The 18,950-nt window shown below is 33.7% G+C and carries 13 protein-coding genes, 2 tRNA genes and 1 rRNA gene; 3 read left to right on the top strand and 13 right to left on the bottom strand.

The annotated features are described in order from the left end of the window. Window positions 1-354: 354 nt before the first annotated feature. The 10 genes from ACNQGG_RS05835 to ACNQGG_RS05790 all read right to left on the bottom strand — a co-directional run bounded on the left by ACNQGG_RS05835 (window position 355) and on the right by ACNQGG_RS05790 (window position 16,002). The gene (locus ACNQGG_RS05835; RefSeq protein WP_417962082.1) at window positions 355-1,611 is read right to left on the bottom strand and encodes a nucleoside permease; all 1,257 of its coding nucleotides are present in this window, start codon (window positions 1,609-1,611) and stop codon (window positions 355-357) included. Between the two features lie 73 nt (window positions 1,612-1,684). Then, window positions 1,685-2,380, bottom strand: coding sequence for a (d)CMP kinase (gene cmk, locus ACNQGG_RS05830; RefSeq protein WP_417962081.1), 696 nt, complete (start codon window positions 2,378-2,380; stop codon window positions 1,685-1,687). A gap of 7 nt (window positions 2,381-2,387) precedes the next feature. After that, window positions 2,388-3,407 carry a type IX secretion system protein PorQ gene (gene porQ, locus ACNQGG_RS05825; protein ID WP_417962080.1) on the bottom strand — a complete coding sequence of 340 codons (1,020 nt, stop codon included), beginning with the start codon at window positions 3,405-3,407 and terminating at the stop codon, window positions 2,388-2,390. Window positions 3,408-3,574: 167 nt separating this feature from the next. After that, complete coding sequence (gene lon / locus ACNQGG_RS05820) at window positions 3,575-6,028, bottom strand: endopeptidase La (protein WP_417962079.1); 2,454 nt, start codon at window positions 6,026-6,028, stop codon at window positions 3,575-3,577. A 261-nt stretch (window positions 6,029-6,289) separates the two neighbouring features. Then, window positions 6,290-7,615 carry an MFS transporter gene (locus tag ACNQGG_RS05815; RefSeq protein WP_417962078.1) on the bottom strand — a complete coding sequence of 442 codons (1,326 nt, stop codon included), beginning with the start codon at window positions 7,613-7,615 and terminating at the stop codon, window positions 6,290-6,292. Between the two features lie 207 nt (window positions 7,616-7,822). After that, window positions 7,823-8,638, bottom strand: coding sequence for a M48 family metallopeptidase (locus tag ACNQGG_RS05810; RefSeq protein ID WP_417962077.1), 816 nt, complete (start codon window positions 8,636-8,638; stop codon window positions 7,823-7,825). Between the two features lie 90 nt (window positions 8,639-8,728). Then, window positions 8,729-11,125, bottom strand: a complete 2,397-nt coding sequence (locus tag ACNQGG_RS05805) for a glycoside hydrolase family 31 protein (protein WP_417962076.1) — start codon at window positions 11,123-11,125, stop codon at window positions 8,729-8,731. Window positions 11,126-11,325: 200 nt separating this feature from the next. Then, window positions 11,326-13,233: a 1,4-alpha-glucan branching protein GlgB gene (glgB, locus tag ACNQGG_RS05800; protein WP_417962075.1), complete on the bottom strand. Its 1,908-nt coding sequence runs from the start codon at window positions 13,231-13,233 to the stop codon at window positions 11,326-11,328. A gap of 70 nt (window positions 13,234-13,303) precedes the next feature. Continuing rightward, window positions 13,304-14,584 carry a glucose-1-phosphate adenylyltransferase gene (locus ACNQGG_RS05795; protein WP_416858445.1) on the bottom strand — a complete coding sequence of 427 codons (1,281 nt, stop codon included), beginning with the start codon at window positions 14,582-14,584 and terminating at the stop codon, window positions 13,304-13,306. Then, the gene (locus ACNQGG_RS05790; RefSeq protein ID WP_417962074.1) at window positions 14,581-16,002 is read right to left on the bottom strand and encodes a glycogen synthase; all 1,422 of its coding nucleotides are present in this window, start codon (window positions 16,000-16,002) and stop codon (window positions 14,581-14,583) included. The genes ACNQGG_RS05795 and ACNQGG_RS05790 overlap by 4 nt, the downstream gene beginning before the upstream one ends. A gap of 189 nt (window positions 16,003-16,191) precedes the next feature. Here ACNQGG_RS05790 and ACNQGG_RS05785 point away from each other — a divergent pair, with 189 nt between their 5' ends. The 3 genes from ACNQGG_RS05785 to ACNQGG_RS05775 are packed head-to-tail and all read left to right on the top strand — an operon-like array spanning window position 16,192 to window position 18,139. Then, entirely contained in the window at window positions 16,192-17,058 is an 867-nt protein-coding gene (locus ACNQGG_RS05785; protein ID WP_417962073.1) for an alpha/beta hydrolase, read from the top strand. Window positions 17,059-17,100: 42 nt separating this feature from the next. Then, window positions 17,101-17,490: a peptide-methionine (R)-S-oxide reductase MsrB gene (gene msrB / locus ACNQGG_RS05780; protein ID WP_417962072.1), complete on the top strand. Its 390-nt coding sequence runs from the start codon at window positions 17,101-17,103 to the stop codon at window positions 17,488-17,490. A gap of 4 nt (window positions 17,491-17,494) precedes the next feature. Further along, window positions 17,495-18,139: an endonuclease III domain-containing protein gene (locus ACNQGG_RS05775; protein ID WP_417962071.1), complete on the top strand. Its 645-nt coding sequence runs from the start codon at window positions 17,495-17,497 to the stop codon at window positions 18,137-18,139. Window positions 18,140-18,609: 470 nt separating this feature from the next. Here ACNQGG_RS05775 and ACNQGG_RS05770 read toward each other — a convergent pair. The 3 genes from ACNQGG_RS05770 to rrf all read right to left on the bottom strand — a co-directional run bounded on the left by ACNQGG_RS05770 (window position 18,610) and on the right by rrf (window position 18,948). Further along, window positions 18,610-18,695, bottom strand: a tRNA-Leu gene (locus ACNQGG_RS05770). 5 nt (window positions 18,696-18,700) lie between these two features. Continuing rightward, window positions 18,701-18,773: transfer RNA gene (locus tag ACNQGG_RS05765), tRNA-Phe, on the bottom strand. Window positions 18,774-18,838: 65 nt separating this feature from the next. Continuing rightward, window positions 18,839-18,948, bottom strand: a 5S ribosomal RNA gene (rrf, locus tag ACNQGG_RS05760). Window positions 18,949-18,950: the final 2 nt, after the last annotated feature.

Genomic DNA, 18,950 nt, shown 5'->3' with positions numbered 1-18,950 from the left:
TTAAAAATTTGTATTCTGCATTCTCTCGAGTTTCTTAATGTGCTAGAAAACAACAGAAGTTGTTTGTATAATTAGTTGAACCCTAAAGGAAACTCTTATTCACCAAAAGGACTGCAAAAGTAACACATTTATCTTAAACCGCAAAATTTTACAGACAAGATAATCGATTGAGAATCAGGAGCGAATTAATTGGCGTTTTTGCAGGCAAAGTTCCCGCTCTCGCCTTTATCTCTCCGCTGCGCTACGAGGATATCGGCTCCATCGGGGCTAGTTAGGTTTTATAGTGATTTTTCAGCAATAAAAAACCCGATAACTTTTAAGGTTATCGGGTTACATTTATGAGAAAATAAGGGTTTAATGATTAATTTCTCCTGAAACTTTAGGTCCAAATTTATCTTTAAAAACAAAAGGAAAAATTATGGCAAGAACTAAAGCATACGATGCAAAAGTGATCCAGATATGAAACCAGTCTTTACTTCCATCTTCTAGCGTAAAATATTTTTGGATAATATAACCACTCGCAAAACTTCCTATTAATGCTCCAAAGCCATTTACCATCATCATAAACATCCCTTGCGCACTTCCTCTGATTTTTGAATCCGTTTGTGTTTCCACAAACAAAGAACCCGAGATATTAAAAAAGTCAAACGCCATTCCGTAAACGATGCAAGACATGATTATCATCCATAACCCGTCTGTTGGGTTTCCATAAGCAAATAATCCAAAACGCATAACCCAAGCCAGCATACTAAACAACATCACGTATTTAATACCAAATTTTCTAAGAAAAAAAGGAATAGCCAATATAAAAAGTGTTTCTGAAACTTGTGAAATCGACATGATTATTGCAGGGTATTTTACTGCAATAGTATTTTTATAAGCATCAACAGTAGCAAAATCGTGAATATAAGTATCTCCATACGCATTAGTCAATTGCAAAGCAGCTCCCAATAACATAGAGAATATAAAGAAAATGGCGAATTTCTGTTGTTTAAACAATTCAAAAGCATTCAATCCCAAAGCTTGCGTAAAAGAAACCCCTCTTTCTCCTTTACACATTGGAGGACATTTAGGAAGTGTAAATGCATAAATTCCTAATAATACAGAAACGATACCTGCAATATAAAATTGATTTGCAGAAGTTTCATTATGCGTTAAACTAACCACCCAAAGTGCAATAATAAAACCTATTGTTCCCCAGATTCTAATAGGAGGATAATCTTTTACGACATCCATATCTTTTGCAATTAATGCATTATAAGCTACCGTTATTGACAAGGAAATGGTAGGCATGTAGAAAAACATATTCACTAACATGACCCAGAAAAAAGTAGTAGGATTATCTACTTGAGGTAAGTAAAATAAAGCTGCTGCACCCAAAAAATGAAGTAAGCCATATAATTTTTCAGCATTTATAAATCGATCTGAAATAATTCCTGTTAAAGCGGGCATAAAAACCGAAGAAATCCCCATCGTTGAAAATATGATTCCAAACTCAGTTCCTGACCAATGTTTATTATTAAACCAATATGCACCAATAGTAAGTAACCAAGAACCCCAAATAAAAAATTGAAGGAAATTCATTAATACCAACCTATTTTTAATTCCCATACAATGAATTGTTTTTTAATTTAAAAAAGTAACAAAGCGTAAATCTAATATTTAAAAAGAGATCTGCAAAAGATTAAAGTGTTTTAACAACTTCATCCACTAAATCCAAAACAACTTTAAATTGTTCTTCACGAGTAAGGTAAGAATTATCGATTTCAATAGCATCGTCAGCCATTACTAAAGGCGAATCCTTTCGGTGCGTGTCAATATAATCGCGTTCTTCTACATTTTTCAATACTTCCTCATACGCAACTGAATCTCCTTTTTCTTGTAATTCATCAAAACGTCTTTGCGCTCGGGTATCTGCACCAGCCGTCATAAAAATTTTAAGTTCGGCATCGGGAAAAACGACAGTCCCAATATCTCTGCCATCCATAACAATTCCTTTATTCTTACCCATTTCTTTCTGCTGCTCCACTAATTTGGCTCGCACTTCAGATATTTCAGCCACTTTACTCACAAAATTAGAAACTTCGATAGTTCTTATTTCCTTTTCAACATTGACATCATTCAAATGCATTTCAGCAAAACCTAAATCAGAATTGAATTTGAATTGTAATTTTATGCTTGGCAATCTGTTAATCAATGTTTCTTTATCAAAAGAATCAGCATTTATATATCCGTTTTGCATTGCAAAAAAAGTAACGGCGCGATACATTGCTCCTGTATCTACATATACATATCCCAAGTGATTAGCCAATTGTTTTGCTAAAGTACTTTTTCCTGTGGATGAAAATCCATCTATTGCTATTGTAATTTTTTTATCCAAAATAATATTATTGTAGGTTAATAGTCAATCCAAATAAACTCGTATTTCCCGCTAATGTATATCGGGAATACGAATAATTGAATTTTAATTTATTCATTTTTAATCCAAAACCTAAAGAGATTCCCGAAAAATTACGTTGCTCCAAAAGTCGTAATTCTTCTGCTCTTCGAAAATTATATCCTACGCGAAGATTAAACGCTTTTTTAGGGAAAAGTTCTACTCCCATAATTACGTGACGCAACGCATTATTTATAACCGATACTTTTTCGTCTGTTGCACTTCCATCCAGTGAAGATTCGGCTCTTTCAGGATTAGAAAAAGCAATATTCCATTGCTGTAAATTCTCCAATGTAAGATGCCAACGAATGGGTACATTTTCTAATTCTTGTGAAACGCCCGCAATAATCTCTAATGGCAGTTTTTCGTTTGTACCATTATAGGTTGTAATTTGAGTTCCAATATTTCGTATTGCCAATCCCCAATTCACATCATTTCTTTCATCTATAAAAAGAGCACCTATATCAATCGCCCCTCCCAAAGAACTGTAGCTTTCTAAAGTCGACGAAATCAATTTAGCATTCGCACCTAAATGAATAGTAGTGTTGGGAATATTGTACGCATAACCAAGGGAAAGAGAAATTTCACTTCCTGTAAATGAGGCTGTTGGCTGCCCATTTTCATCGTAACCATCAAAATTACCATAATTTACATAATTGATACCAGCCTGGAAAGTTTGCAAATGGCGGTCATAGGTATACGCATAAGAAGCTGTTCCGAAAGTCACTTCTTTGAAATAACTTCCATAATTTAATGCCAAATGGTTATCCATATCCGCATTCAATGTTGCCGGATTAAAATTGACCTGATTCACATCATCGTCATAAATGGTTACCGTTTTACCGCCTAAAGCTGCTTGTCTTGGCGAAGTGACCAAGTTCAAAAACTGATAGGTGTACTTCCCTCCTATTTGACCGTAAAATACAGTGCAAATAAAAACTAAGGAGTATGATAAAAATTTTTTTAACATGCTTTAAATCGCGATTTATGTAAGGTAAAACGCAAATGCGAAGATAAAATTATAAATACAATAAACAGCAACTTTCAAACTCGTAATTATAAATAAAAATTCCAAATCCCAAGCACTGCAGAACAGGTTTTGAAATTTGGAATTCAGATCTTATTGCTTGTTATCTGTTATTTCAGATCTTTTGCATTTTTTACTTTTTGATCTGTCAAAGCATATTTAAGTACTTCGCTCATTTCTTTAACATAATGAAAAGTCAAACCTTCAAGATATTCTGGTTTTATTTCATCAATATCACTTTTGTTTTCATGACACAAAATAATTTCTTTGATATTGGCTCTTTTGGCTGCTAAAATCTTTTCTTTTATTCCTCCTACTGGTAAAACTTTTCCACGCAGGGTGATTTCACCTGTCATTGCCAAGTTTTTCTTAACTCGTTTTTGTGTAAACAACGAAACTAATGAAGTCAACATTGCAATTCCGGCACTAGGACCATCTTTGGGTGTAGCTCCTTCAGGAACGTGTAAATGAATATTATATTTAGAAAGTATCTCTGAATCTAATCCTAAAAATTTAGCATTTGCCTTGATATATTCTAAAGCAATCGTTGCTGATTCCTTCATTACTGTACCTAAGTTCCCCGTAATTGTCATGGTTCCTTTTCCTGGAGAAAGTAGAGATTCTATGAAAAGAATATCACCACCTACAGAAGTCCAAGCCAAACCAGTTACCACACCGGCAACATCATTGTTCTCGTACTTATCTCTTTCTAATCTTGGAACGCCAAGTGTTTTTATAATATCTCCGTCAGTCACTTTCTTGTTATACTGCTCTTCCATTGCAACAGATTTAGCTGCATTACGAATTACTTGAGCAATCTTAGCTTCTAAACCACGAACTCCCGATTCACGCGTATATCCCTCCACGATTTTCTCCAATTGTTTTTTTCCAATAGTTAGATCTTTCGTTGTTAAACCATGTTCTTTCAATTGTCTTGGAAACAAATGCTGACGTGCAATTTCTACCTTTTCTTCAATCGTATAACCTGACATTTTAATGATTTCCATTCTGTCTTTCAAAGCAGGTTGAATCGCAGCCATATTATTTGAGGTAGCGATAAACATCACTTTCGATAAATCATATCCCATTTCTAGGAAATTATCATAAAAGGAATTGTTTTGTTCCGGATCCAAAACTTCCAGTAAGGCCGAAGAGGGATCTCCTTGATTGCTATTTGATAATTTATCAATTTCATCCAAAACAAATACCGGATTTGATGTTCCCGCTTTTTTCAAACTTTGAATGATTCTTCCTGGCATAGCACCAATGTAGGTTTTTCTATGTCCACGAATCTCCGCTTCATCACGCAACCCACCAAGAGAAATTCTAACATATTTTCTTCCTAATGCTTCTGCGATAGATCGACCAATAGAGGTTTTTCCAACTCCCGGAGGTCCTGTCAAACAAATAATTGGAGACTTCATATCATTTCGCAATTTTAAAACTGCCAAATGTTCTATCATTCTTTTCTTAACGTCTTCTAATCCAAAATGGTCTCTATCAAGAATTTTTTGTGCTTTCTTTAAATCGAAATCATCTTTAGAATATTCATCCCAAGGCAATTCTAGAAATAACTCTAAATAATTTCTTTGAATACCAAAATCTGGCGCTTGAGGATTCATGCGACGCATTTTTGACAATTCTTTTTCGAAGTGTTTTTTAGTTTTTTCATCCCATTTCTTGGTCAAAGACTTTTGCAACATTTCGTCCATTTCTTCTTCCTGTGAAACACCACCCAATTCTTCTTGGATCGTTTTCATTTGTTGATGAAGGAAATATTCGCGTTGTTGTTGGTCTAAATCGAAACGAACTTTGGATTGAATATCATTTTTTAATTCCAATTTTTGCAACTCAATATTCATATAACGCAAAGTTTCTAAAGCCCTTATTTTTAACTCGTTAATAGCTAATAAGTCTTGCTTTTCTTTAACCGTTAAATTCATATTAGAAGTCACAAAATTGATCAAAAATGATTGGCTTTCAATATTTTTAATCGCAAAAGTAGCTTCACTAGGAATATTTGGACTTTCTTTTATAATTTGAATTGCTAATTCCTTGACAGAATCGAGAATCGCTATAAATTCCGTATCCTGTTTTTTCGGTCTTTTTTCAGAAACTTCTTTAACTTTTGCTGTTATATAGGGGCTTTCAGCAACTATAGAATCAATTTCAAATCTTTTTTTCCCTTGAAGTATAACCGTAACATTCCCATCAGGCATTTTTAAAACCCTTAAAATTCTAGCTACAGTACCAATATTATGAATGTCTTCCGGAGTTGGATCCTCGTCTTCCTCGTTTTTCTGAGCTACAACACCAATGATTTTACCAACTGCGTTGGCATCATTGATTAATTTAATTGATTTATCACGACCGGCAGTAATTGGAATAACAACTCCTGGAAATAAAACCATGTTACGCAATGGTAAAATAGGCAAAGAATCTGGCAATGCTTCATTATTCATTTCCTCCTCGTCTTCGCGAGTCAATAAAGGGATTAAATCAGCTTCAGAATCAAATTCTTGAAGTGACAGATTGTCAATAGTAAGTATTTTATGATTTGACATATATTATTTAAGTCTTTTTGTCATTAAAAATTTTAATTTGTCAAGCAAATATAAAGTATCATAGTACTAATTTTAAATAAAACGATATATGACAGGATTAATTGGCTTGACACTAAAATAGTCAATCATTATGCCAAAGTATAAGTAAAATCGATTACATCTTCTTACAAATAAAGAAAAAATAAATAAATTATAATTAATAAAATAGCTATTTTTTAAAGTGTCAAAAAATAAAAAAGGAAAGTTGTATTTTGCATTTTATTAATCTAAAGCACTATTTTTAGGAACTCTTTTCAATAAAACAACACCAATTATAAAAAAAACACCTAAGAAAACTATCGCAAATCGAGGACTTCCTGTAATTTGGTCAATAATTCCATAAACTAACATTCCGATAACAATTCCAATTTTTTCTGAAACATCAAAAAAACTAAAAAAGGAAGCCGTATCTTCTGTTTCTGGCAATAATTTAGAATAAGTAGAACGTGATAAAGCCTGAATTCCTCCCATTACAAGTCCTACTAAACCGGCCATGATATAAAAATGTATTGGCAAAGTTATAAAATAAGCTGCTGCACATAATAAAACCCAAAAGCAATTGATTGCTATCAGCGTAGGAATATTACCAAATTTCTGGGAAGCTTTTGAGGTTAAAACCGCACCAACAATGGCTACTAACTGAATTAATAAAATACAAATAATTAAACCTGTTGTACTTTCACTTTTCGATGCCCAAGTAATTTCTTGCGCTCCAAAATAAGTGGCAATAAGCATAACGGTCTGAACAGCCATACTATACACAAAAAAACTAACGAGATATTTTTTTAAAGCACTATTTTCTTCCAATAAATGCCATACTTTTTTTAATTCTTTAAATCCATTAAAAACTAGAGCTTTACTCACTTTTCGTTCAGTATTTCTGCTTCCTTTTGGCAAGTAATAATATGTATATTGACTAAAGACAATCCACCAGATTCCTACCATTATAAAGGAATAACGCATGGCTTTCATCGCAGCTTCTCCTTTAGTTCCGCTAATTCCAAAAATATCAGGCATCATAATCATCGCTAAATTGACGATTAGTAAAATTACACTTCCTGCATAACCATAAGAATATCCTTTGGCACTGGTTTTATCTTGTTGTTCAACAAAAGCAATATCAGGCAAATAAGAATTGTAAAACACTAAACTTCCCCAAAATCCTATTAAACCTAAAAAATAAAAGAGCAAACTGATATAAATATTTTCTAAACTAAACCAATACAATCCCACACAGGATAAAGCTCCTAAATAACAAAAAAACTTCATGAACGCTTTTTTGTTACCTACATAATCGGAGATTCCTGATAACAAAGGAGAAATTAGCGCCACTACTAAAAAGGCAAATGCAGTAACAAAACTAATCAACGCAGAGTTTTTAACACTAAAGCCAAAAGCATCAATATAATGATTCCTGTCTGAGAATAACGCTTCATAAAAAATAGGGAAAACAGCTGAAGAAATCACTAGTGGATAAACTGAATTCGCCCAATCATAAAAGGCCCAAGCGTTTAGTAATTTTTTACTCCCTTTCGGTAAATCTGCCATGTTTTTTATTTTAAGCTGCGAATTTATTTATTTTTTATTTAGGATGATTCAAAAAAGTAAATAATTTGACATTAACAAATCGTTATTAACTCATAATCAAATCTATAACATTGCAGTTAAAATAAAAAAATAGGCTATTCTCGTTAGAGGAGAATAGCCTATTTAAATCTTCGTTAAAATAAATGAATATACATTAACAATACATTTTTATCTGTAAATAACTCCAACTTTAGCAGCTAATGCTTTCGCTTCCGGAATCAATGCTTTTAAATTTGCAATTCTAGTAGCATCAGATGGGTGTGTACTCATAAATTCCGGTGGTGCTTGTCCAGCAGATTGCGCTGCCATTCTTTGCCAAAACATTACCGAATCATCTGGATTATAACCTGCAATTGCCATAAGTGTAAGTCCAATTTTATCGGCTTCACTTTCATGACTTCTGCTAAATGGAAGCATTACTCCTACTTGAGAACCTAATCCATAATATTGTTGCCACATTTGTTGTCTTTCGGCACTTTGACTTCCCGTCGCAACTGCAACTCCTACAGCTCCCAATTGTTGCAATTGAGCAGCGCTCATTCTTTGTGCACCGTGATTTGCCAATGCATGAGAAACTTCATGTCCCATTACGGTAGCTAAACCCGCATCATCTTTAGTTATTGGTAATATCCCTGAATAAACAACGATTTTTCCTCCTGGCATACACCAAGCATTTACTTCTTTGCTATCAATTAATTTATATTCCCAACGGTAATCATTCAAATATTGTGATTGTCCTAAGTAGGTCAAATATTTTTCTGCAGCTGCTTTAATTCGCATACCAACTGTCTCTACTCTTCTAGCATCAGCTGTTCCTGTAATAACTTTATTTTCCTTCAAAAAAGTTCCATATTGTTGAAAAGATGATGGAAACAACTCACTGTTAGAAACAAAATTCAGGCTTTTTTTCCCTGTAAGAGGATTTGTAGCACAAGAATAAAGTAATCCCACTGCAAAAATTCCTAGTAATAAGTTCTTTTTCATGATTTTATGTTTTAATTTTATACAAAAATACAACTATTTATGAATTTTTTATTTATATAATTAAATCAAAATGTATCAATTTTTTTGTTATTACCCAATTATATGCAATTCTGTAAAACCTTTATAAACAACCAAATAACCTTCATTTCCAAAACTTTTTTCATCAAATAAAACTTTCTCATTGTCAATTTCAATTTCTTTAACTTTAAATGGCAATCCAACTAGATTTATTTTATACTTTGAATAATTGGTGTCATATTTTCCTTCTTTATGCAACTGAATGATGAGTTCTTTTTCCTTACCGATGGTTTGAAATGATAGAAAACTGTATCTTCCTTTTTTATAATCATATCCATCTTGAGCATCCTCATAAACTACTGACTTTTCTTTCCCTTTTTTGTAATAGATATCTAATGTTAACTCGTCAAATTCCAATTCTCCAACGTATTGTTGAACAGGATATTTTGGAATAACTGCACCTGCTTTTACAAAAAGTGGAATTTGGTCGAATTTAGTATCTACCCAAATTTCTTTTCCTCCTTTAACTTCTTCATTGGTCCAATAATTATACCAATGGCCGCGAGGGACATACATTCTTCTACCTAAAGAATTAGGTTCTAAAATAGGGCAAACTAAAATTTGATTTCCAAAAACAAATTCGTCATTTCTATAATGTGTTTGAATATCTTCTTGATCATAATACACCAATGGCTTCAACATAGGAATTCCTTCTTCAATATATTGCCAAAACATGGTGTACAAATAAGGCAATAATTGATAGCGTAAGCTGACAAACTTTCTAGTGATATCAATCACTTCTTCATCAAATGCCCAAGGTTCTTGATCGCCGTGATCCCCAGAAGAGTGGGTTCTGCAAAAAGGATGAAAAACCCCTAATTGAATCCAGCGTGCGTACAATTCTCCCGAAGGCTGCTCTGCAAACCCTCCAATATCTGATCCGGTAAAACCCATTCCTGAAATAGACATGCGTTGCACTTGAATGTTTGCAATCCATAAATGCTCCCAAGTGGCAACATTATCACCAGTCCAAGATGACGTGTATCGTTGTGCTCCTGCATATGCTGATCTTGTAATAACAAAAGGTCTTTTGGGGTACGCAAATCTTTTTACACCATGATATGTTGCTCTTGCCATTTGTGTACCGTAAATATTGTGTGCCTTTCTATGGCTGCATGGATTTCCATCATAATCATGACGCACATCCATAGGGAATGTTTTATTAGGAACCTCCATAACGGCAGGCTCGTTCATATCATTCCACACTCCTTTTACACCTATTTCTGAAATTAATTCTTTGAATAATCCTGCCCACCATTCTCTCACTGCGGGATTTGTATAATCAGGGAAATTGCATTCTCCAGGCCATACTTTTCCTTTCATATAAGGACCGTCGGCTCTTTTGCAGAAATAATCATTTTTTAAGGCCTCTTTATATATGGAGTATTCTTTGTCAATTTTTATTCCCGGATCAATGATTACAACGGTTTTAAAACCATTCTCGGCTAATTCTGCTACCATTCTTTTTGGATCCGGAAAATATTCTTTATTCCAAGTAAAACATCTAAAACCTTCCATATAATCAATATCTAAATACAGCGCATCGCATGGAATTTTCAATTCCCTGAATTTAGCTGCAACTTCTTTTAGATTACTTTCCGGATAATAACTCCATTTGCATTGGTGATATCCAAGTGCCCAAAGTGGGGGTAATTCCGGTTTACCAGTCAAATCAGTAAATGTGGTTACAACATCCTGCATTTGTGGTCCATAAATAAAATAATAATTCATTTCTCCACCTTCAGCCCAGTAACTGGCTACATTTCTTCTTTCGTGGCAAAAATCAAAATAAGTTCTGAAAGTATTGTCGAAGAAAATTCCATACGATTTCTTGTTATGTAATCCAATGTAAAACGGAACCACTTTGTATAATGGCTCTTGGTCTTTTTGAAAAGCATATTGATCTGTAGCAAAATTCTCCAGCCTTTTTCCTTTCAAATTCAATTGAGTTGCTTTGTCTCCAAGCCCGTAAAAGCATTCTCCATCTTTGGAAGACTTACTCATTTTTACGATATTACCGCCATATTCATAACTTTCTTCCCAGTGAAAACCCAATTCATCTTCTAAAATTAGATTATCTTCCAAATCAAAAATAGATAATCGCATATCTGTTTTTTGAATTCGACATTGTACTTTACTGGTTTTAATCTGATAATAATCTTCCACTTCAGAAACCTCAAGAAAATTATATCCATGAGAATGACTTTTGTCAATAGCATACGAAAAATCGTTACTAAAATATCCCTTTGTGGTAAATCTAAAACGGATTAAACTATCTCTTAATACAGTTACTTTTAATATTACACTATTATCGGTATGAAAACATACAGAATCTACTTCATGTTCAAAAGCAACTATTTTAGTGGGATATAAATCCCCTTTATATTCTAATTCTGTATTTGTAATCATATCCTGTGGTATTTATTTTGCTACATCTTTGCAACTCAAACTTACAAAAATACTTTGTAAACAGCTCCATATCTTGGGTTTATTCACGAAAACGTTATAATTTTTTCAGGCATAGTAATACCAAATCACACCACTAATTATTTCCATATTAAATGGAACTAATTAGTAATACAATTTGATACTAGAAGTAAAAACTTTATTTATGAAATTTTAAAAACAGTTACACTTAAAGGAGGCAAAAGTAATTCTGTAGAATAATCCCTTCCATCATAAGGCATCGCTTCAATTGTTAATTTTTTAGGATTGGAAAGACCACTTCCTCCATAATTTGCGGCGTCACTATTAAAAATCTCTGTTAATTTACCTTTCCTCGGTAAACCAATGCGATAATTAGGACGAACTATTTGGGTATAATTGCAAACTACAATTACATCGTCTTTTTGGTTATTTCCTTTTCGAATGAAAGACATTACTGCATTTTGATGATCTGAATAATTAATCCACTCGAATCCTTCCGGGCTAAATTGTTTTTCATGCAAAGCAGGTTGCGTTTTATACAATTTATTCAAATCAGTAATCAATTTTTTTATCCCTTCATGAAACGGATATTGCAATAAATGCCAATCTAAACTTCCTTCAAAATTCCATTCGCTGCTTTGTCCAAATTCACTTCCCATAAACAATAATTTGGTTCCGGGATGCATGAACATATAACCATACAACAATCTTAAATTCGCAAATTTCTGCCATTCATCGCCTGGCATTCTTCCTGCAATTGATTTTTTTCCATAAACTACCTCGTCATGGGAAAGCGGCAGCATAAAATTTTCGGAAAAAGTATAGGTCATCGAAAAAGTCAAATCGTTTTGATGGTATTTTCTATACACAGTATCTTTTTGGAAATATTCCAAAGTATCGTGCATCCATCCCATCATCCATTTCATTCCAAAACCTAAACCACCAACTGATGTTGGTCTTGAAACCATAGGAAAAGAAGTACTTTCCTCGGCAATAGTTTGAACTCCTTCATAATTGAGATAAACGGCTTCATTAAATTCCTTTAAGAAACTTATGGTATCAAGGTTTTCTCTGCCACCGTAAACATTAGGTTCCCATTCTCCATCATTTCTGGAATAATCCAAATATAACATCGATGCAACAGCATCAACACGCAAGGCATCGGCATGATAATGTTGTAACCAGAATAACGCATTACTAATCAAGAAGGAACGAACTTCATTTCGACCATAATTAAAAACCAGACTTTTCCAATCCGGATGATACCCTTTTCTACGGTCAGGATGTTCAAAAAGGTTTGATCCATCAAAAAAACCTAAACCATGCGCATCATCTGGAAAATGAGAAGGTACCCAGTCCAGAATTACTCCAATTCCTGCCTCGTGCAATTTATCGACCAAGACCATAAAATCTTGTGGTTTTCCAAAACGAGAAGTGGGAGCAAAATAACCAACTAATTGGTAGCCCCAAGAAGGATCGTAAGGATACTCCATTATAGGCATAAACTCCACATGAGTAAAGCCTGTTTCTTTTACATAATTTACTAAATCCTCTGCAAATTCGAGATACGTCAAAAAACGGTTCTCCTCAGCATGACGCTTCCATGAACCTAAATGTACTTCATATACTGAATAGGGTTTGTCCAAACCATTATGATTTTGACGCGTTTCCATCCAGTTATTATCGTTCCATTTATAATCTAAATCCCAAACTACTGAGGCAGTATGTGGTGGTTTTTCACAGTAAAAAGCAAAAGGATCTGCTTTTTCAGTTACAATTCCTCCGTTATTGGATTCTATTTTATATTTATAGGTTGCTCCTTTTTTAATATTTGGAATAAACCCTTCCCAAATACCTGATGAATCCCAACGTACATGCAACAAATGTTCGCCTTGTGTCCAAAAATTGAAATCACCAACAACAGATACCGAATGAGCTGTAGGAGCCCAAACGGCAAAATAAACACCTTCTACTCCATCAACTGTTATTAGATGTGCACCTAGTTTTTCGTAGAGTCGGAAATGTTTCCCAGCTTTAAATAAATCGACATCAAAATCTGTAAAAAGGGAATGCGAGATAACTTTACTCATATAACAATTGTATAATTCTATTTTTATAAAATGAACAGAATATTATTTTAAGAAAAAACAGTTTTTAAATTTACTTTATGATATAATTATCCGGTATAACTGCTCCTTTTTTAATAACAACAATTCCGTCTTTAATAGCATATAATTCATTAGAAAAATCTTCTAAATGACTGCCTCCATTGATGTAAACATCATTACCAATTCTGCAGTTCTTGTCCACGAGAGCATTGTTTATAAAACATCTTTCTCCAATACCTATTAATTGTTTATTATTTTTGAGATCCTCATTCATATCACAAATATTCTGATAGAAATCATTACCCATTACATAACAATTTTGGATTATAGTTCCCTCACCTATTCTGGATCTAATACCAATCACGGAATGATTTATCTCTTTAGCATTCAATATACATCCTTCGGAAATTAAGGATTTGTCAACTGTTGTTTTTTGGAATTTAGATGGTGGTAATAATCTTGGTCTTGTGTAAATTTTATTATCGTTATCAAATAAATTAAATTTAGGCAAGTCTTCTGTTAATCCAATATTAGCTTCAAAAAAAGAATCTATATTACCAATGTCAGTCCAATACCCTTCATATTGGTAACTTAATATCTTTTTATGACCTACCGCTTGTGGAATAATTTCTTTACCAAAATCTTTAGTTTCCTTATTGGACATTATGTCTACCAACAATTTTTTGTTGAATATATAGATTCCCATCGAAGCCAAATAGTGTTTTCCTTCACTCTTCATTTGCTCGCTCACATCCGATTCCCAATCTGGCAACAATTCTTTTGCAGGTTTTTCAATGAAAGATTCAATACAGCTTTCGGAGTTTGTTTTTAATATTCCAAATTCAGGAGCATCTTTTGCATTTACCGGTAAGGTAGCAATCGTAATATCAGCTTCTTTTCTAATATGCTCCTCCAACATATCATTAAAATCCATTTGATACAACTGGTCTCCGGAAAGTATTAATGCATAATCAAAATCATGGTTTAAGAAATGAGGCATACATTGTCTTACAGCATCTGCAGTACCTTGAAACCAAGTAGGATTATCAGGAGTTTGTTCTGCAGCAAGAATATCAACAAAGGCATGACTAAAAATACTAAAGTTATACGTATTTTTAATGTGTGCATTTAAAGAAGCCGAGTTAAATTGCGTCAAAACAAACATTCTATAAATATCCGAATTCATACAATTTGAAATAGGAATATCCACCAATCTATATTTCCCTCCTATCGGCACAGCTGGTTTAGATCTTGTTTCTGTCAATGGGTATAATCTGGATCCTTGCCCTCCTCCTAAAATAATTGCAATAACATTTTTCTTTTTAGCTTTCATTTCTTCTTAATTATTAAATTGTACATTTCTATATATTCCTGACAGACTCTTTCCCAAGAATGATCCGTGCTCATTCCTATTTTTCTGATTTTATTTAAATGTTTCTTATCGTCATATAAATCGACTGCTCTTTGAATCGAATAACAAACATCCCCCACTGTTGCCTGATCATGACAAATTCCATTTCCATCATCTCCAAAATCAACAACCGTATCTTTTAACCCTCCTGTCCGTCGCACAATAGGAATTGTTCCATATCGCAACGAATACATTTGATTTAAGCCACATGGTTCCACTCTTGAAGGCATTAATAGAAAATCAGAGCCCGCGTAAATTAAATGTGCTAATTCTTCATTATACCCTATAAAAGTATTGTAATTACCTTTATAATCCGCCAATAAACTATTCAGTTGATTTTCAATAATTGGATTTCCAGATCCTAGAATTAAAATATTAATTTGGTTGTAATTTTCAGATAATGCAAGTGCTGCGGCATGCGGTAATAAATCTCCCCCTTTTTCTTCTAATAATCTTCCAATAAAACTAAAAAGTGGTTTTGTCGGATCTAAATTAAAGAGTTTGCATAATTTCTCTTTATTTTCTCGTTTGCCTTTTTCAAAATTTTGAATTGAATAGTTTTTCTCCAACATCGCATCTTGGGCCGGATCCCAAACTTCGATATCAATTCCGTTTAGAATTCCTCGGGATTTATACCTTACCAAATTAAATAAGGATTCCAATCCATTAGCCGAATAATTTATTTCATTTAAATAATTTGGAGAAACCGTCGTCACCGCCCAAGCACATTTAATTCCTACAGCGAGTGAATTGATACATTTATCCCATTCTAAAACATTCACATGAGCCAAATCAAACTCTGGTATGTAATGCAATTTGTCAAATCCAAACTGTCCTTGATACAAACCATTATGAATGGTAATCATAGAAGGTGTATTTCGCAGTTTTTCATATTTATGACAATACAACATCATAAAAGGAACCAAACCAGTGTGATGATCATGACAATTGATAACATCCGGAATTTCATTTCTTCCCATTATCCAATCTAGAGAGGCAATTTGAAATGATAAAAATCGTTCAATATCATCTTCATAACCATAGACATCTTTTCTGTCAAATAATTCTGCTATTTCTACTAAATACAATTCAAATCCTAGCTTATCTGTTTTTTCTTTAAGAACGCTAAAAGGAAAATTGAAACTCCCCAATTTTACATGACTCCAATGTACACATTCAAATTCATTTTCGTTTCTGAACTTTGAATCATAACAAGGGATTACAACTCTTACAAGATGCCCGGCATTATTTTGATATTTTGGTAATGCACCAACAACATCGGCTAAACCGCCAACTTTTGCTACTGGGTAACACTCTGCACTGATATGAAATATTTCCATTTATGAAATTTTGTTGTTTTTCAGTTAATTCTAATGTTATTCAGGTATTTTTTTAAACAATTCTAAATATTTATTATTTCCGTCTTTTATGTTAATCCCAATAAAAACTTTGTAAAAAAAACTACTTTTATGTTTTCTAAATTTAGTAAAAAAAAATTAACATAATAACTCGCATGAAAATTTATTGAAATGACAAAAAAAACTTCTATTCATACACAATCCTTGAAAATTCCTAAGATTATCTTATTAACTAGTAAATTAATCTCTTTTATTTCGCCAAAACTAATTACATTATTTGCTGCTAAACTGTTTACTAGGCCTATAAAACATAAAATTCCAAAAAGAGAATTGGAAATGGATCGTAATAGTATCCAACAGCTAATCAACATTCCCGCATTTGATAAAGAGGTAATGGTATATAATTATGGAAAAAGTGAAAAGAAAATTTTATTAGTTCACGGATGGTCTGGACGCGGAACACAATTATTTAAAATAGCTGACGAATTACTGAAAGCTGGATTTTCCACAATTAGTTTTGACGCACCCGCACATGGAAAATCACCTGGAAAAAATACTATTATGGTTGATTTTATTGCTGCAATTTTAGAGATTGATAATCAATTTGGCCCTTTCGAAGCTGCAATCGGGCATTCTTTAGGAGGAATGTCTGTTTTAAATGCCATAAAAAAAGGATTAAAAGTTAATCATGCCGTTGTTATCGGCAGTGGTGATGTCGTACAAGATATCATGGATGATTTTGTAGCAAAATTAAAATTGAAATCCAGTATAAGCACTCTTTTACGTTTACATTTCGAAAAGAAATATAAAGAAGACATGAATAGTTATTCTGCCTATTTAGCTGCAAAAAAAACTACGATTCCGGTCTTAGTTATCCATGACAATAATGATCCCGAAGTTCCGGTAAAAGCAGGAATACACATTCATAAATACCTGAAAAACGGAGAGCTATTTTTAACCGACGGATTAGGGCATAGAAAAATTCTTGGTAGTCCCAAAGTAATTGAAAAAATAGTTCAATTTATCCAAAATAAATAGCTGTTTTACAACATCATACATAAAAATAAAATAAAAAAGATCATGAAATATCCTATCGAAAAAACAGAACAAGAATGGAAAGAACAATTGGGTGAGGAACGCTACCGAATTCTTCGTCAAAAAGGAACTGAATATCCACACACAGGAACGTATAACTTACATTACGAAAAGGGAACGTATTGCTGTGGAGCCTGTGGTGAAGCATTGTTTGAAAGCAATTCTAAATTTGATGCGCATTGCGGTTGGCCTTCTTTTGATGAATCAATTCCTGGTAAAGTACAATACATTTCGGATGTCACACATGGTATGAAACGTACTGAAATCCTTTGTAGCAATTGCGGCAGCCACCTCGGACATGTCTTTGATGACGGACCAACCAAAACGGGACAACGCTATTGTGTAAATTCCTTATCAGTAGACTTTAAAGAATAATATCATGGATTTATTTGGGAACTCAACTGATTGGCCTAAAAAATTAGACCCCATTCTAACAAAATACAAAGGAAGAAAACATCCGCTAGACCATCATAATTTATACCAGCTTTTGGTTATGGTTGTTTTATCAGCACAAGATTCTGATGCTCATATCAATAAAATTGCTCCCGCTTTGTTTGAAGCATACCCAAATATGAAAAGTTTGTCTGTTTCAAATAGAGACGCATTAATAACACATATCTCCAGTGTCAGAAACTTTGGTACCAAAGCCAACTGGTTGCTGGAGATAGCGCAAACCATCCAAAAAGATGAAAATATTCCGCTTACTATGGAGGGTTTAGTAGCCCTAAAAGGTATCGGACGAAAATCCGCCAATGTTATTATGCGTGAAGCAAAAGTACCTGCGGAAGGAATTATAGCTGATTTACATGTTATTCGCGTTGCCCCCAGAATTGGAATAATTACAGAAACCAAAGACGGAATTAAAGCCGAAAAACAACTCATGCAAGTACTCCCGAATGAAATATGGGGCGAAATTGGAATGGCAATTTCATTCCTAGGGAGAGAAATTTGCCGTCCGACACCCAAATGCCCCGAATGTCCTATTAATTCGATATGTAAGTATTATAAAGAGCATTATCAATAGTTTTTTGGGTTCATACTGAAGGTGTTTCTGGGCGTGACCTTCCCGAAAAAGTCAGGTCGGGCTATCCGTTTCAAGTCCTCGTCCCGTTGAGTTTGAGACTCAACGAGACTGTGGGCTTTTCACTGCTATCCCTCACGCAAAAAAGATATCTTTCTAACAGATATTTATACGAAGAATTATTTGCAAAACACTTATTAAACAGGTTTCTAAAAAATAAAATTCTAAATTCTGATGCTTTGAGTAACCATAATTTTTCATAAAAATATCAATCCTCAATAAATACTTTTATAAAATATCATTCTATAGAGTTATAATACAAAAATCCTTGCCAAATAATGACAAGGATTCTTTAAATAAAGTTGATAAGCATACTCTAATTTAAATTCAGATTGCTTTAATAATAAAAAGAGAATTCTTATATAACCGTAAAATAAAAAACTTCAGCCAGCGTTAGCCAACTGAAGTTCTTGTACTCAGAGCGGGACTTGAACCCGCACGAACATTGCTGTTCACTGGATTTTAAGTCCAGCGTGTCTACCAATTTCACCATCCGAGCATTTGTGGTACCTCCAGGGATCGAACCAGGGACACATGGATTTTCAGTCCATTGCTCTACCATCTGAGCTAAGGTACCAATATACTTTCCTTATAATGAAAGTATGAATAAAAAACCCCGTTCGTTAGAACAGGGTTTTCAAAGAAAGGCGACGACATACTCTCCCACATAACTGCAGTACCATCTGCGCAGGCGGGCTTAACTACTCTGTTCGGGATGGGAAGAGGTGAGCCCCGCCGCAATAACCACCTTAAG

Source organism: Flavobacterium esculini, from assembly GCF_048284325.1.
Taxonomy (GTDB): domain Bacteria; phylum Bacteroidota; class Bacteroidia; order Flavobacteriales; family Flavobacteriaceae; genus Flavobacterium.
Note: the sequence above shows the minus strand (reverse complement) of the source record. Positions and strands in the feature narration are given on the sequence as shown.